We start from the raw sequence: 15182 nt of genomic DNA, 5'->3' as shown, positions 1-15182 counted from the left end.
GCGGTACAAACGCGGTGTCTAGAGCCGACTCACCTACGTTACCCGATCCACCCTGAGAAGTCACGGAGCATGGCTCCCAGGCAGGCCCGCGGCGGCGTGGCAGCATGGGTGCATGCCCAGCCCCATCGAGGATTACGCCCTCATCGGTGATTGCCACACCGCCGCGCTCGTGTCGTCGGAAGGCAGCATCGACTGGCTGTGCCTCCCCCGGTTCGACTCGCCCTCGATGTTCGGCGCACTGCTCGGCACCGAGGACCACGGCTGCTGGATGGTCCGGCCCGCCGACGCGCGGGCGACGGCGAGCCGCGCCTACCTCGACGACACCTTCGTCCTCGAGACCGTCTGGACGACCCCCGACGGGCAGGTGCGCGTGACCGACCTCATGCCCCACGGCGACCGCCGGGCGGATGTGGTCCGCCGGGTCGAGGGGCTCAGCGGCACCGTCGCGGTCGACGTCGAGGTGCGCCTCCGCTTCGGGTACGCCGACGCGATCCCGTGGGTGCGGCAGCTCCCGGACGGCTCCGGGATCGTCGCGGTCGCCGGCCCCGACGCCGTCGTGGTCCGCGGTGTGCACCTGACGGCGTCCGATCACGCCCACTCGGCGACCGTCGAGGTCTCCGCGGGCGACACCGTCGACCTCACCCTCACCTGGTACCCCTCGCACCGCGAGGTACCGGACCCGGTCGACGTCGGCCCGCGCATCGACCACACGATCGCCTGGTGGCGCGACTGGGCGTCCCGCTGCGATCCCGCCGACGAGTACGAGGAGGCGGTCGTGCGGTCGCTACTCGTCCTCCGTGCCCTCACGCATGAGGACACCGGGGGCATCGTCGCCGCCGCGACCACGAGCCTGCCGGAGTCGTTCGGGGGCGTCCGCAACTGGGACTACCGCTACGTCTGGCTGCGCGACGCCTCGCTGACCCTCGAAGCCCTCATGCAGCACGGCTTCACCGAGGAGGCGCACGACTGGCGCAGGTGGCTCCTCCGGGCGATCGCCGGTGATCCGAACGACCTGCAGATCATGTACGGCCTCGCCGGCGAACGCCACCTCGTGGAGGAGGAGCTCGACAGCCTCCCCGGCTACCTCGGCGCCGCCCCCGTGCGCGTCGGCAACGGCGCCTACACGCAGTACCAGGGCGACGTCTTCGGGTCCGTGATGATCGCCCTCGACGAGGCGCGCTCGGTCGGTCTCCCGGACGACGACTTCTCGTGGAGTCTCCAGCGCGCGCTGCTCGGCGTCCTCGAGGAGCACTGGAACCGTCCCGACCGCGGCATCTGGGAGGTGCGGGGCGACGAGCAGCACTTCACCCACTCGCGCGCCATGATCTGGGCGGCGCTCGACCGCGGTGTCCGCGCGGTCCGCGAGCACGGCCTGGACGGGCCCGTCGAACGCTGGGAGGCCCTCCGCGAGACCCTCCGCGAGACGATCGAGCGCGAGAACGTCGACCATGCACGCGGGTGCTACGTCCAGCACGCCGGGACGACCGAGGTCGACGCGTCGCTGCTCGTCCTCGCGCAGATCGGCTACGTGGCGCCCGACGACCCGCGCATGCTCGCGACGGTGGCCGCCATCGAGGAGGACCTCCTCCAGGACGGTCTGCTCCTGCGCTACCGCACCACGAGCGGGGTCGACGGTCTGCCGGGCGACGAGCACCCGTTCCTCGCGTGCTCGTTCTGGCTCGTGCAGCAGTACGCGGCCTCGGGCCGACTCGACGACGCCCGCGAGCTGATGGACCGGCTGCTGTCCTTCCGCAACGACCTGGGCCTGCTGTCCGAGGAGTACGACGTGCAGCAGGCGCGGCAGGTCGGCAACACCCCGCAGGCGCTCTCGCACCTCACCCTCGTCCGAGCCGCCGACGCCATCGCCGCAGCCACCCCCTCCAGCCCGCGAACTGTCACCAAACGCTAGTCACAGGCCCCGGAACGAGCCTCAAGTGACAGTTCGCGGGCAGGTGGAGGGACGTCAGCGGGTGAAGCGGGCCTCGCGCTCGTCGGAGGCGGCGAGCGCGATGCGCGTACGGAAGTTCTGCGAGACCTGCTCGGGCAGGGCGTCGAGCGGGAACCACCGCGCCTCGGAGTTCTCGCCGTCCGCCGGATAGGGCTCGCCCGACTCGTAGCGGCATCGGAACACGAGGTCGATGTACTGCGTGATGTCGCCGTTGTCGTAGACGTTCTGCGGGAGCACCTGCACCTGGGCGAGACGCTCGGCGACCGCGACCACGGCAGCCTCCTCGAGGACCTCGCGCTCCGCCGCCACCGCGGGCTCCTCACCCGGGTCGATGATGCCCGTGACCGGCGTCCACGCCCCGTTGTCCTGGCGCCGGACGAGCAGGACCTCGGCCTCGGGTGTCCCGAGACCGCGCAGGACCACCGCGGTCACCCCCGTCAACCAGAGGGGCGCGTGCCCGATCCGCTCGCGGAGGGCCAGTACGAAGTCAGGAGTCGCCATGCCTCGACTCTACGGGGGCGGCACCGGGACACGAGATCGAAACACGAGTGCGGTCTACTGGGCGTATGGAACACGATCCCATCACCGTCTCGATCGAGCGACGCGTCAACCCGGCGTCGATCTCCGAGGCCACCATCTGGGTCCAGGCGGGCATCAACCTGGCGAACCGGTACCCCGGCTTCCTCGGCTCCGGCTGGGTGCGCGCGGGTGCCGAGAGCGACGTCTGGTACATGCTGTACCGCTTCGCGGACGAACAGACGCTGACCGACTGGGAGGAGTCGAAGGAACGCGCCTGGTGGCTGTCGAGCGGCCGCGAGTTCATGGAGCAGTCCCGCGTCGAGCGGCGCAGCGGGATCGAAGGGTGGTTCGACGCACCGGACGGCATCCTCCGCGTCGAGGAGGCCGAGCTCTCCGGCGACCCGGATCCGATCCCGCCCGCGCCGCCGCGCTGGAAGCAGGCGGTGAGCATCTGGTTGGGCTTCTTCCCGCTCAACCTCGTCTTCACCCTCCTCGTCACGGCGCTCGTGCCCGGTTGGGAGCCGCTCGGTGTGTTCCTCCATGTGCTCATCTCGACGCTCGTCCTGACGCCGATCATGACCTACTGGCTCCTGCCGCTCGTCACGAGGCTGCTGCGGCCCTGGTTGACGGCTCCGCGACGAAGCGGGCGCACCGCAGGCTGATCCGGCGGCCTGACGACGCTGCGACGTCAGGCGTCCTCCGCCTTCGTCTGCTCCCGGAACTGGCTCGGGCTGAGACCGGTGTGCGCGACGACCGCTCGACGGAGGTGCGCCTGCGAGTGGTAGCCGCATCGGGTCGCGACCTCGGCGATCGACAGGCCCCGGTGATCGGGGTCCGAGAGGAGGGCGAGCGCGAGCTGCACCCGCCGCTCGGCGATCTCGCCCGCGGCGCTCGTGCCCGAGCCCTCGAACACCCGTTGCAGAGACCTCGTCGACATGTTGAAGCGACGCGCCAGCGTCTCCGGTCGCAACTCCCGCTCGGCGAAGGACGCGGCGATGTGCTCGATGATCCGGAGCCGGAGTGGAACGCGTCCGGCTTCACCCTCGGCCCGGAACAGGTCGTTCTCCGCGTAGAGAGTCGCGAGCATCGTGTCGATCACCCGGCAGAGCCTGAGCTGCGCGGCGCCGCCGATCGGTTCGAACGCGGAGATGACCTCCACGAGGAATGCGGCGCTCCCCCGCAGCAGCGGCGACGGCGCCAGCGGGCCGAGGGCACTCGTCGGGGTGATGCCGAGGCGGCGGAGCGCACGCATCGGAACGAACACGTACAGATAGGTCGCGTGGTCGTGGATCGTCGTCCGGTACGTCTCGGCACCCTCCGTGAGCGTCCCGGTCCCGGGGAGCAGGTCGAGTTGCTGTCGGCCGTGGACCAGGCTGGCGGCGCCCTCGATGAGCATCACGATCGTCGCGACCGGCTCATCGAGCCCGTAGGCGTCGGCGACGAGGTCGAACGTCCCGGGGCCGACGGTGTTGCGATGGACGACGTACTCGCCGAGCATGACCGAGTCGACGGTCATCGAGAACCGATCGGGGTCCACGTCCACGAATCGGAGCGCGCCCGACACCTCGTGCATCCCGGTCGCACCCTCGAACCGTCGTGTGGTGACGCGGCCGCGCGCAGGGAAGCGACCGGAGAGGCCATCATCAGGTGCGGGCATCATCGGACCCTTCGAAGAGATCCTCCACCCTCGCACAGGGTTCCGCCCGAATCGAGGGGTTGCCAGCCGCATCGCACAGTGGTCGGCGATACTGGACTGATGATCTCCGCTGACCTCGCCCGAGCGCTCCGCACCGCCGGCCTGCGCTGGACTCCCGAACCCGGCGACCGCTTCACCATCGACGGCGGTGAGCTCGCCGGCGACGTGTTCACGGTGAGCGAGATGACCGTCGAGGTGCACGAGCACCCGGGTGGCCGCAGTTTCGGCTTCAACGGCACGACCGAGTGGGCGTTGGACTCCGTCGATCAGGAGGAGACGCTCTGGCTGCCGTCGGAACACCAGCTGCGTGCCCTGCTGCGCGGCTCGTTCCGGTCGCTCGAACGCGCGGTGTCCCCGGCTGCGCCGACCGACGGCGAGCCGACACTCGACGACGAACTCGACGTCCTCCTGTCGTTGGGCGACGCCGAGGCGTACACCGTCGTGGTCGAGCTCGGCGGCGAACTGCGACGGTTCAGCGCCGCGACGGCGCCCGACGCTTACGCGACCGCCCTGCTCGAGCTCATCCTGCGCTCGGTCGCCTGACCACGGTTCCGGAGCCGCCGCACCGCCCGCCCGCCCGCTCCGCCGAGCGCTCAGCGACCCCGGATCCGCCGCGACAGCTCGGCCGCCGCCGGGTGGATCTCGCGGGCCAACCACGCCGGATCGAGCCCGGCATCGGCGTCGTAGGTGACCGCGATCGCCGCCGCCGGCCACCCCGTGTGGTCGCGGACGACCACCCCGACACTCGCGAGACCGAGCGTCACCCCGCCGGCCTCGCGCGCATAGCCGTCCTGGGTCGTCTGGGCCAGGACCTGACGGAGCTCCCGGTACCGCTTCGGCCCGTGGCCGGTGCGGTCGACGAACGCCGCCTGGTCGGGGAACAGGGCGCGCAGCTGGCCGGCCGGGAGCGCGGCGAGGATCGCGCAGCCGCTGGCGGTCAGGTGAGCCGGGAGGCGCACACCGACATCGGTGACGAGGTGCGGCCGACGCGGGGCGCGCTCATCCACGATGTAGAGCACGTCCCGGCCGTGCAGCACGGCGAGATGCGCGCTCTCACCCACCCGGTCGACCAGCTCGGCGAGCAACGGGCGCCCGAGCATGCTGAGCGGCTCCTGGCGCGCGTAACCACCGGAGAGTTCGAAGGCGGCGACCCCGAGCCCGTAGCGACGGGCTTCGGGCAGGTGGACCACGAAGCCGTGCTCCTGCAGCACGCTGAGGAGGTGGTAGACCGTCGATCTCGGCAGGTCGAGTGCCGAGGCGATCGCCGCGGCCGGAAGCGGGCCGCGGGCGCCGGCGAGATGGCTCAGCACACGAAGGGTGGCGTCGGCTGCCGGGACCTGACTCACCGCTGACCTCGTCTCCGCGGCTCGGACGCGGCCGCCTGGTCGTCCATGTCTGTCATCCCAGACACGGACGACTCTACGCGCACCGCCGCGATCGGCGTCCGGGTGTTCCATCGGAACATGGACATCCAGCCCGGCGCGACCCCGACCACCAGCGACCCGACGACCTCCGGTCGCTCGCATCCCGAACCCGCCGGCCCGACCTCGGTCTCCCTCGGCGCCGGGCCGCTGTCGATCGACGAGGTCGTCGCCGTCGCCCGGCACGGTGCACGGATCGACCTCGACGGCGCGGCCCTCGACGGTGTCGCCGCATCCCGTCGGATCATCGAGGCGCTCGCCTCCGACCCCGAGCCCCACTACGGGATCTCGACCGGGTTCGGTGCGCTCGCGACCACGTTCATCGAGCCGGCGCGCCGCGCGCAGTTGCAGGCGAGTCTCGTCCGCTCGCACGCCGCCGGCAGCGGCGAGGTCGTCGAGCGGGAGGTCGTGCGTTCTCTCATGACGCTGCGCCTCTCGACGCTCATGACGGGCCGCACCGGGGTGCGGGTGGAGACGGTCCGCGCCTACGCGGCGATGCTGAACGCCGACATCACCCCGGTCGTGCGCGAGTACGGGTCGCTCGGCTGCTCCGGCGACCTCGCGCCCCTCGCACACTGCGCGCTGGCGGTGATGGGCGAGGGCGAGGTGACCGACGTGTCCGGTCGCGTGCGCCCCGCGACGGACGCGCTTGCGGACGCCGGCCTCCAGCCGGTACAGCTCGCCGAGAAGGAGGGGCTCGCGCTCATCAACGGCACCGACGGCATGCTGGGGATGCTCGCGCTCGCCGTGGACGACCTGCGCATGCTCCTGCGCACCGCCGACGTCGCCGCGGCGATGAGCGTCGAGGGCCTGCTCGGCACGGACGCCGTGTTCGCCGCCGACCTGCAGGCCCTGCGCCCGCAGTCGGGTCAGGCCGAGAGCGCCGCGAACCTGCGGTTGCTGCTCGACGGCTCCCCGATCGTCGCGAGCCACCGGGGCCCTGAGTGCACCCGGGTGCAGGACGCCTACTCACTGCGCTGTGCCCCGCAGGTGCACGGTGCCGCCAGGGACACCGTCGACCACGCCGCGACGGTCGCCGAGCGGGAGCTCGCGAGTGCCGTCGACAACCCGGTCCTCACGCCGGACGGACGCGTCGAGTCGAACGGGAACTTCCACGGCGCCCCGGTCGCCTACGTGCTCGACTTCCTCGCGATCGCCGTCGCCGATGTCGCGTCCATGTCGGAGCGCCGCACCGACCGTTTCCTGGACCGGAGCCGGAGCAACGGCCTCCCGCCGTTCCTCGCACACGAGGTCGGTGTCGACTCGGGCCTCATGATCGCCCAGTACACGGCGGCCGGCATCGTGAGCGAGCTGAAACGCCTGGCGCACCCGGCGTCCGTCGACTCGATTCCGTCCTCCGCGATGCAGGAGGACCACGTCTCGATGGGCTGGGCGGCGGCGCGGAAGCTCCGTCGGGCGATCGACGGTCTCACCCGGGTGCTGGCGATCGAGGTCATGACGGCAGCCCGTGGCCTCGACCTGCGCGGCCCGCTCGAGCCGGCCGTCGGCACCGGGGCGGTACTCCGCCGGGTGCGTGAGCAGGTCACGGGTCCCGGTCCCGACCGGTTCCTCTCCCCCGAGATCGAGGCGGTCACCGCGCTGGTGCAGTCGGGCGAGGTCCTGCGGGCGGTCACCGGCGCGGTCGGCGATCTCCGCTGAGTCGGGCGTCACACGACGAAGCCCTCGGGCGCCGGTGACGGCCATCCCGAGGGCTTCGTGTCGAACGGCTCGAGCCGCAGCTCAGCGACCGAGCGGCAGGTGGTCGATCACGGCCACTGCGCGCGGCGACGCTTCGGTCGTTCGGTGCCCGAAGACGGCTCGGTCCCGGGTGCCGTATCGGCGTCAGGCGTCGGCTCAGCATCGGGCGTCGACTCGGCGTCGGTCGTCGGCATGGACTCAGCAGCTCGCTCAGACTCAGCCGGGAGCTCGGATTCCGCCGTCGGGTCAGTCTCCAGAGCCGGTTCAGGCTCAGCGACCGCCTCAGCCTGCTCGTCCGGCTCAGCCTTCGCTTCCGGCTCAGGCTGCACCGCCGGTGCGGCGTGCTCGCCGGAATGCACGACCTCGTCCGCAGGGGCTTCTGAGACCGCGTCGGGAAGGGTGATCGCCTCGGTGCGCGGCAGCTCGTCACCCGTCGCCACATGCGCCCCGTGCACCTCGTGGGCTTCGTGCACCTCGTGCGCGGCGGGCCGCGTCATCGGTCGATCCACCGTCGGCTCACTCGGCGCAGCGACCTGCGGCTCGGGTGCCGCATCCGAGTCCGTGGGAGCCGCATCGGCAGGATCGGCGTCGGCAGGGACCGAATCGATCGGGGCCTCCTCCGCCGGTTCCGCGTCAGCGGGAGCGGCGGCATCTGGAGCCACGTCGACCGGAGTCACGTCCACAGAATCCGACGGAACGGATGCGTCAGGCGCGCTCGGCGCGGTTGCAGCGCTTCCGCCACCGGCGCCGACCATGGCCGGCTCCTCAGCGGGGACCGTCGCGGCCCGCGGCCCCTCGATCGCGGCGACCGTGCGCGGCGTCGGCTTCGGCTCGGCTGCAGCCCGCCGCTGCTCGCGACGTTCCCGGAACCCCTCGACGAGGTTGTAGAGGGTGGGGAGCACGACGAGCGTCAGGATGGTCGAGGAGACGAGCCCGCCGATGACGACGATCGCGAGCGGCTGCGAGATGAAGCCGCCGTGCCCGGTGACACCGAGTGCCATGGGGGTGAGCGCGAAGATCGTCGCGAGCGCCGTCATGAGGATCGGGCGGAGCCTGCGCGCGGCGCCGTGCTCGACGGCCTCGATGACCGTCATGCCGCGTCGCCGGTACTGGTTCACGAGGTCGACCAGCACGATCGCGTTCGTCACGACGATACCGATGAGCATCAGCACGCCGATGAGCGACGGGACGCCGAGCGGCACACCGGTGATGATCTGGAGCCCGATCGCGCCGGTCGCGGCGAACGGCACCGACACGAGCAGCAGGAGCGGCTGCCGCAGCGACCGGAACGTCGCGACCATGATGACGTACACGATGAGAATCGCCGCGAGGAGCGCGAGGCCCAGCTGTCCGAACGCGTCGCTCTGCGATGCCGTGACACCTCCGAGGGTCGCCGTGGTGCCGGCGGGCAGCTTGACGTCGTCGATCGCCGTCTGCACCTCGGCGCTGGCGGTACCGAGGTTGTCGCTGCCCGGCGTCGCGCTGATCGTGGCTGAGCGCAGCCCCTTGACGGTCGAGATCGTCGCGGGTCCGTCGACCTGCGAGACCGTCGCGAGGGCGTCGAGGCGTCTCGGGCCGGTGGCGGTCGGGACCTCCGTCGCAGCGAGGGCGTCGACGGTGGTCGGCGGGTCCTGGGCGTCGACGTAGATGGTGAGCGTGGTGTCGTCGATGACGATGGAGCCCACCGTCGTCGGCTGCATGAGCTGCGAGACGTACGCCCCGAGCGCGACCTCGCTGAACCCTGCAGCGGCAGCGGCGTCGCGGTCGACGGCCACCTGGACGTAGGGTCGCGATTCGCTGAGGTTGCTCGTGACCTGGTCGATGCCGTCGAGGCCGGTGACGGCCTGCTGGATGGCGTCGGCGGCCGTCGCGAGATCACTCTGCCGCGCGGAGGTGATGTCGATCTCGATGTCGCTCGACCCGCCGAAGCCCGCGGACGCGGCGACCTCGATCTCGCCGACGTCGTCGAGCCCGGACAGGTCCTTGCGGACCGTCTTCTGGAGTGCCGTCTGGTCGGCGTCTTCGCTCGTCGTGATCGAGTAGGTGATGGCTCCGCCACCGCCGCCCGAGAACGCGTCGCGCAAGGAGCTTCCGCTCGACCCGATCGAGAGCTGGACGGTGTCGATGCCGTCGATGTCGCGCAGCTTCGTCTCGACCTGCTTCGCCGCCGCGTCCTGAGCGTCGAGGCTCGTGCCGACCGGCAGGGTCTGCGTGACCGTGAGGGTGTTCTGGCCGGAGTCACCGAGGAAGTTGGTCTTCATGAACGGCGTGAGCGCAAAGGTGCCGACGAGCACGAGCACCGACAGCAGCAGCGTGGTGACCGAATGCTTGAGAGTCCAGTGGATGATCGGGAGGTACGCCTTCTGGAGCCGTGACGGCTTCTCGAGGTCGTCTTCGTCCTGCACGCTGACCCGGCGCTCGCGGCGGCTCCGGACCGGTCCGGTCGTCGCGTCGGACGGCGCTTCCTCCGCTGCGGCTGCAGCTGCGAGCCGCTGGGCCTTCGGGGCGCGGAGGAACCAGTAGGCGAGCACGGGGACGATGGTGAGCGCGACGAGGAGCGACGCGAGCAGCGCGATCGTGACGGTGAGGGCGAAGGGTCGGAAGAGTTCTCCGGTGACGTCGCCGACGAACGCGATGGGCAGGAACACGGCCACCGTGGTGATGGTCGAGGCGGTGATCGCGCCCGCGACCTCCTGGACGGCGCTCAGGATCGACCCGGCACGCTGCGCACCGGTGCGGTTGTCGCCGAACGAGAGATGCCGCTTGATGTTCTCGATGACGACGATCGAGTCGTCGACCACGCGCCCGATGGCGATCGTCAGCGCGCCCAGCGTGAGGATGTTGAGTGAGTACTCGGCGACCTGGAGGCCGATGAAGGTGATGAGCACCGAGGTCGGGATGGAGATCGCCGTGACCAGCGTGGCCCGGACGTCGAGGAGGAACACGAGGATGATCAGCACCGCGAAGACGAGGCCGAGCAGCCCCTCCGTCGTCAGGGCCTCGATGGACTGCTCGATGTAGGGCGCCTGATCGAAGACGACGGTGAGTTTGGCGTCGGACCCGATGGTGCGCTCGAGCTCGGGGAGGATGTCGCGCACACCCTGCGAGACCTCGACGGTGTTCGCCGCGGGCAGTTTCGTGACGGCGATGGTGAGCGCCGGCTCGCCGTCGACGCGCGAGATCGAGGTGATCGGGTCGTCGCTCAACGCGACCGTCGCGACGTCGCCGATGGTCAGGACGGAGCCGTCGGCGGCGAAGGCCCCCGTGATCGGCAGGGCGGCGATGTCGTCGACCGAGGTGAGCTTCGTGCCTGTCTGCACGGAGAACGTCTTGTCGCCTTCGGTGATGTCGCCCGCGGGCTGCAGGGAGCCGTTCTGCTGCAGCGTCGTCCCGATGACCCGGCTGGTCTGCCCCGCGAGGGCCAGTTTGGCGTCGTCGGGGGTGATCGTGACCCGCTTGCCCACCTCGCCGACGATCGCCGCGTCGCGGACGCCGTCGACGTCCTTGATGTCGGGGACCACGGAGCTGGAGAGCACCTCGGCCAGGGAGTCCTGGTCGGCCGCACCGGACACGGCGATCTGGATGACCGGGAGGTCGTCGATGCTGCCGCTGACCACCTGCGGGTCGACGGTGTCGGGCAGGGTCGATTTGATGCGGTTGATCGCCTGGGTGATCTTCTGCTCGGCGGTCGCGAGGTCCGTGCCGTAGGTGAAGGTCGCGCTGATGAGGCTCGTGTTCGTGCTCGACGTCGCCGAGGTGGACTCGATACCGGGCACGCCCTGGATCGCGGTCTCGATCGGGGTCGAGACGTCGTCGTTGACGACCTCGGGTGCCGCCCCCGGGTAGCTCGTGATGATCGCGAGCTGCGGGAACTGGACCGACGGGATGAGCTCCTGCTTGAGGCCGCCCACCGCCAGGACGCCGAACACGGCTGCCACGATGGTGACGAGCGCGATCAACGCGCGGTTCTTCATGCTGAGGACGGAGAGCAGGTGCACGGAGCCGCTTTCGGTTGTTGCGAGAGGTGCGGACGCTGTAATTATGTCACCGCACACCCGTCCGACGGCGGTCTCGCGCGGAGGCTGGACACGGCACGCACAAGCACTGCGTGTGGAGCGGTGTCACGCTCGTCGGCGGCGACCTCAGACGACGTCTTCGAGGTAGTCCAGGGCCGGCACGTGCCCGAACATCGCGGAGTGCCACGTCTGCGTCAGCAGCTCGACCGCCTGCTCCGTCTGGGCCCACGGATAGCTGATCGGGATGCGCAGGTAACGCTCGAACGCACCGTCGATCCCGAACCGCGGCCCGGCGACGATCACGAGCCCGTGGCTCCGCGCCGCGAGCGAGAGCTGCGATGACGCGGCCTCGCCGAGGTTCACCCAGGTGGCGATCCCGCCATCGACCCGCGGCACGGTCCACTCGGGGAGGCGGTCGGCCAGGAGGTCGACGAGCCGGTCGCGGGTCTCGCCGAGCGCGACACCGCGCCGGGCGACGATGCCGTCCATCGCCGGCATCAACTGCTGGACGGTCAGCTGGTCGAGGATCGGGGTGCCGAGGTCGCCCAGCGAGCGTGCAGAGACGAGCTTCCTGATCGTGCCGCGCTCGGCCCGGATCCACCCGATGCGGAGCCCGCCCCAGATCGTCTTGCCCACCGAACCGATCGTGATGATCGACGCCGGCGCACCCTCGAGAGCAGCGAACGGCGTGCCGTCGAGCCCCTGGTCCGTCGGCCGGTCGATGTCGAGTTCCGCCGTGGTCTCGTCGATCACGAGCACCGTCCCGTGCCGCTCGGCGGCTGCGGCGACCCGTCGGCGGGTCTCGAGCGGCATCGACGCCCCGGTCGGGTTGTGGAAGTCCGGCATGAGGTACGCCATCGCGGGGCTCGTGCGCTCGAACCACTGCTCGAGTTCGCGGACGTCCCAGCCGGTCTCCGAGGAGACGGTCGCCGCGCCGAGCCTGGCCCCGGCCGCCCGGAGTGCCTCGTAGGCGTGGGGATAGCTCGGCATCTCGACGAGGACGCGGTCGCCTCGGCTGAGGAGGGTGCGCGCGATGAGGGCGATCGCGTGCTGAGCCCCCACGGTCACCATGATCTCGTCGGGGTCGGTGGGCAGCCCGCGCGCGGTGTAGCGGTCGGCGATGGCCTGCCGCAGCTCGGGCATGCCGACGAGATCGTAGTCGAAGTCGTGCATGTACCGCGGCAGTTCTGCGGCGGCGGTGGCGACGGCGTCGATGATCTCGGGGCACGGCGGGACGGCGGCCTTGCTGAAGTCGAGGAACCCGCCCTGTGGCACGGGAGCCAGCGCAGTGGGCGCCGACGGCAGGAGGGTGACACTGCCAGAACCGCGGATGCTGCGGAGGTAGCCCGCCTCGCGCAGTTCGCGGTACGCCGCGGTGACCGTAGTGCGGCTCAGCGCGAGCCGATCGGCCAGTTCCCGCTCGGCCGGCAGACGGGTACCGACCGGGATGCGTCCGTCGAGGACGAGGAGTCGGATTCGGTCGGCGAGACCGCGGTATGCGGGCGCAGCGGTCTTCCACTGCCCGAGCAGGGCGGCGAGCGATCGGGCACTCAGGGTGATGGAAGCCATTGAACCACGATACCCAGATTGGCCTCTAGCGCCAAAGCCAATCGTGCAATTGGATTGTCCACCATGACCCGTCGTGTGCTCCAACTCCTCATCGGCCTCTTCCTGTACGGCATCGCCATCGCGATGATCGTGCGCGGTGCCGTCGGGGTCGCCCCCTGGGACGTCCTCACACAGGGACTCAACCTGCGGACCGGCCTGAGCTTCGGACTCATCACGATCATCGTCGGCGGGCTCGTGCTCCTCGCCTGGATCCCGCTCAAGCAGCGGCCGGGTGTCGGCACCGTCCTGAACGTCCTCCTCGTGGGGCCATCGGCCGACATCGGGCTGGCGTTCATCCCCGCGGACCTCGACCTCTGGGCGCGCATCCTGCTGTTCGCCGGCGGACTGCTCCTCCTCGGCGTCGCCTCCGGCCTCTACATCGGCGGCAACTTCGGCCCCGGCCCGCGGGACGGCCTCATGACCGGCATCCACCGTGTCACCGGGTGGCCGATCTGGGTCGGGCGCACGGGCGTGGAGCTCGTCGTCCTCGGCATCGGGTGGCTGCTCGGCGGGAACGTCGGCATCGGAACAGTGGTCTTCGCCGTGCTCATCGGCCCGATCTGCGGCTACACGATCCCGTTGTTCCGGATCGCTCCGCGTACGGAACACTCGACCACCGCCGTGGACGAGGCGGTGCTGGAGGGCGACACCCCGCCGTCGAAGCCGATCGTCGACTCACCGGCCAACTGAGCACCCTTCGACAGGCTCAGGGTCCGGGAGCGACAGGCTGAGGGACCGGGTTCTCCGGTCCCTGAGCCTGTCGAAGGGCCTGCTGCTCAGCGCTTCGCCACCGCGACTGCGCCCGTGTGGTCGTCGACGCTCATCGTCGCCTCGTCGAACCGCGAGCGACCGGAGAGGACCTCGCCGACCTGCACCCGGTCGACCTCCTTCACCCACGTGCCGATGATGATCGTGGCGACCGCGTTGCCGGTGAAGTTCGTGAGCGCACGCGCCTCCGACATGAAGCGGTCGATGCCGACGATGAGGCCGACCCCGTCGACGAGGTCGGGTCGGTTGGCCTGCAGGCCGCCGGCGAGGGTCGCGAGACCAGCGCCGGTGACGCCCGCGGCGCCCTTCGACGCGATGATCATGAACACGAGGAGCGAGATCTGCTCCCCGAGGTTCATCGGGACGCCCATGACGTCGGCGATGAAGATCGACGCCATGGTGAGGTAGATCGCGGTGCCGTCGAGGTTGAAGGAGTAGCCCGTCGGGACGGTGATGCCGACGACCGGCTTGGAGACACCGAGGTGCTCCATCTTCGCGATGAGTCGCGGGAGCGCCGCCTCGGAGGAGGAGGTGCCGACGATGAGGAGGTACTCACGGCCGAGGTACTTCATGAGCTTGAAGATGTTGAAGCCCGTGGCGAGGCGCAAGACCCCGCCGAGCACGACGACGATGAACAACGCGCAGGTGATGTAGAACGCGATCATGAGGGTGGCCAGCCCGACGAGCGCGCTCGCTCCGGCGGACCCGGTCACGGCGGCGATCGCGCCGAAGGCGCCGATGGGTGCGATCCACATGATCATCGCGAGCACCCGGAACACGAGCGCCTGGATGAGCTTGATGCCGCGCAGGATCGGTTCACCCGTCGTCCCCATCTTCTGCAGCCCGAAGCCGACGAGCAGGGCGACGAAGAGGACCTGCAGGATGTTGCCGCCGGTCAGCGAGGACACGAGCGTCGTGGGGATGATGCCGAGGATGAACTCGGTCGTGCTCTTGGCCTCCCCCTCCACCTGGTAGCTCGTCTCGGCGAGGTTCAAGCCGGCGCCCGGCTGGATGAGGTTGCCGACGACGAGGCCGATCGCGAGGGCGAAGGTCGACATCACGATGAAGTACAGCAGCGCGAGCCCGCCGACCTTGCCGACGGTCGCGGCCTTCGCGATCGACCCGACGCCGATCACGATGGTGCAGAAGATGACCGGGGCGATCATCATCTTGATCAGCGCCACGAAGGCGTCGCCGATGGGTTTGAGTCCCTTCGCGAACTCCGGGGCGGCGAGACCGACGACGATGCCGGCGAGCACCGCGACGATCACCGCGAGGTAGAGGTAGTGGGTCTTGTCCAGCCGTTTCAGGGAGGAGAGCGTCATTGCCATTCCGGATCCGTTTCGTCGGCCGCGTCAGTGCGGCAGCGGGTGGTCGATCGACCCATGCTGCGACCGCCCCGCCGGATCGAGCGGGTTGTGGTCGTAGTGGCCGCTTGTGGTCGTACTGGTCGCGGTCGGCGACACCTGACGCCCTCGTCACCACCGATACTTGAGGGGTCGACGCGA

At 70.3% G+C, this 15182-nt stretch carries 10 protein-coding genes and 1 pseudogene; 5 read left to right on the top strand and 6 right to left on the bottom strand.

Going from position 1 to position 15182, the window contains the following annotated elements; translation table 11 throughout:
* The first annotated feature begins 52 nt into the window (after positions 1 to 52).
* The gene (locus tag ITJ66_RS05545; RefSeq protein ID WP_228501758.1) at positions 53 to 1909 is read left to right on the top strand and encodes a glycoside hydrolase family 15 protein; all 1857 of its coding nucleotides are present in this window, start codon (positions 53 to 55) and stop codon (positions 1907 to 1909) included.
* A gap of 54 nt (positions 1910 to 1963) precedes the next feature.
* Here ITJ66_RS05545 and ITJ66_RS05540 read toward each other — a convergent pair whose 3' ends face one another.
* The gene (locus ITJ66_RS05540; RefSeq protein ID WP_071262396.1) at positions 1964 to 2449 is read right to left on the bottom strand and encodes an NUDIX domain-containing protein; all 486 of its coding nucleotides are present in this window, start codon (positions 2447 to 2449) and stop codon (positions 1964 to 1966) included.
* A gap of 65 nt (positions 2450 to 2514) precedes the next feature.
* Here ITJ66_RS05540 and ITJ66_RS05535 point away from each other — a divergent pair, with 65 nt between their 5' ends.
* Positions 2515 to 3129: an antibiotic biosynthesis monooxygenase gene (locus ITJ66_RS05535; RefSeq protein ID WP_191940512.1), complete on the top strand. Its 615-nt coding sequence runs from the start codon at positions 2515 to 2517 to the stop codon at positions 3127 to 3129.
* Positions 3130 to 3155: 26 nt separating this feature from the next.
* Here ITJ66_RS05535 and ITJ66_RS05530 read toward each other — a convergent pair whose 3' ends face one another.
* On the bottom strand, positions 3156 to 4124 hold the full coding sequence (locus tag ITJ66_RS05530; protein ID WP_192018751.1) for an AraC family transcriptional regulator: 969 nt from the start codon (positions 4122 to 4124) through the stop codon (positions 3156 to 3158).
* 99 nt (positions 4125 to 4223) lie between these two features.
* Here ITJ66_RS05530 and ITJ66_RS05525 point away from each other — a divergent pair, with 99 nt between their 5' ends.
* Positions 4224 to 4706 (top strand): hypothetical protein, encoded by a 483-nt coding sequence (locus tag ITJ66_RS05525; RefSeq protein WP_064294230.1) that lies wholly within the window; start codon positions 4224 to 4226, stop codon positions 4704 to 4706.
* Positions 4707 to 4756: 50 nt separating this feature from the next.
* Here ITJ66_RS05525 and ITJ66_RS05520 read toward each other — a convergent pair whose 3' ends face one another.
* Positions 4757 to 5509, bottom strand: a complete 753-nt coding sequence (locus ITJ66_RS05520) for an IclR family transcriptional regulator (RefSeq protein WP_079705092.1) — start codon at positions 5507 to 5509, stop codon at positions 4757 to 4759.
* 45 nt (positions 5510 to 5554) lie between these two features.
* On the opposite strand from ITJ66_RS05520, the gene hutH reads away from it, so the two are divergent.
* Entirely contained in the window at positions 5555 to 7243 is a 1689-nt protein-coding gene (gene hutH / locus ITJ66_RS05515) for a histidine ammonia-lyase (RefSeq protein ID WP_228501499.1), read from the top strand.
* Between the two features lie 872 nt (positions 7244 to 8115).
* Here hutH and ITJ66_RS05510 read toward each other — a convergent pair.
* Positions 8116 to 11280: pseudogene (locus tag ITJ66_RS05510) on the bottom strand (efflux RND transporter permease subunit); the annotation flags it as partial.
* A gap of 144 nt (positions 11281 to 11424) precedes the next feature.
* Entirely contained in the window at positions 11425 to 12867 is a 1443-nt protein-coding gene (locus tag ITJ66_RS05505) for a PLP-dependent aminotransferase family protein (RefSeq protein WP_121291631.1), read from the bottom strand.
* Positions 12868 to 12930: 63 nt separating this feature from the next.
* On the opposite strand from ITJ66_RS05505, the gene ITJ66_RS05500 reads away from it, so the two are divergent.
* The gene (locus ITJ66_RS05500) at positions 12931 to 13596 is read left to right on the top strand and encodes a YitT family protein (RefSeq protein ID WP_064294226.1); all 666 of its coding nucleotides are present in this window, start codon (positions 12931 to 12933) and stop codon (positions 13594 to 13596) included.
* 86 nt (positions 13597 to 13682) lie between these two features.
* Here ITJ66_RS05500 and ITJ66_RS05495 read toward each other — a convergent pair whose 3' ends face one another.
* Positions 13683 to 15005 (bottom strand): cation:dicarboxylate symporter family transporter, encoded by a 1323-nt coding sequence (locus tag ITJ66_RS05495; protein ID WP_071262402.1) that lies wholly within the window; start codon positions 15003 to 15005, stop codon positions 13683 to 13685.
* Between the last annotated feature and the right edge of the window lie 177 nt (positions 15006 to 15182).

It is taken from the genome of Plantibacter sp. VKM Ac-2885 (assembly GCF_015351205.1).
GTDB lineage: Bacteria > Actinomycetota > Actinomycetes > Actinomycetales > Microbacteriaceae > Plantibacter > Plantibacter auratus.
The sequence above is the reverse complement of the archived record's forward strand: the minus strand, read 5'-3'. Positions and strand labels throughout refer to the sequence as shown.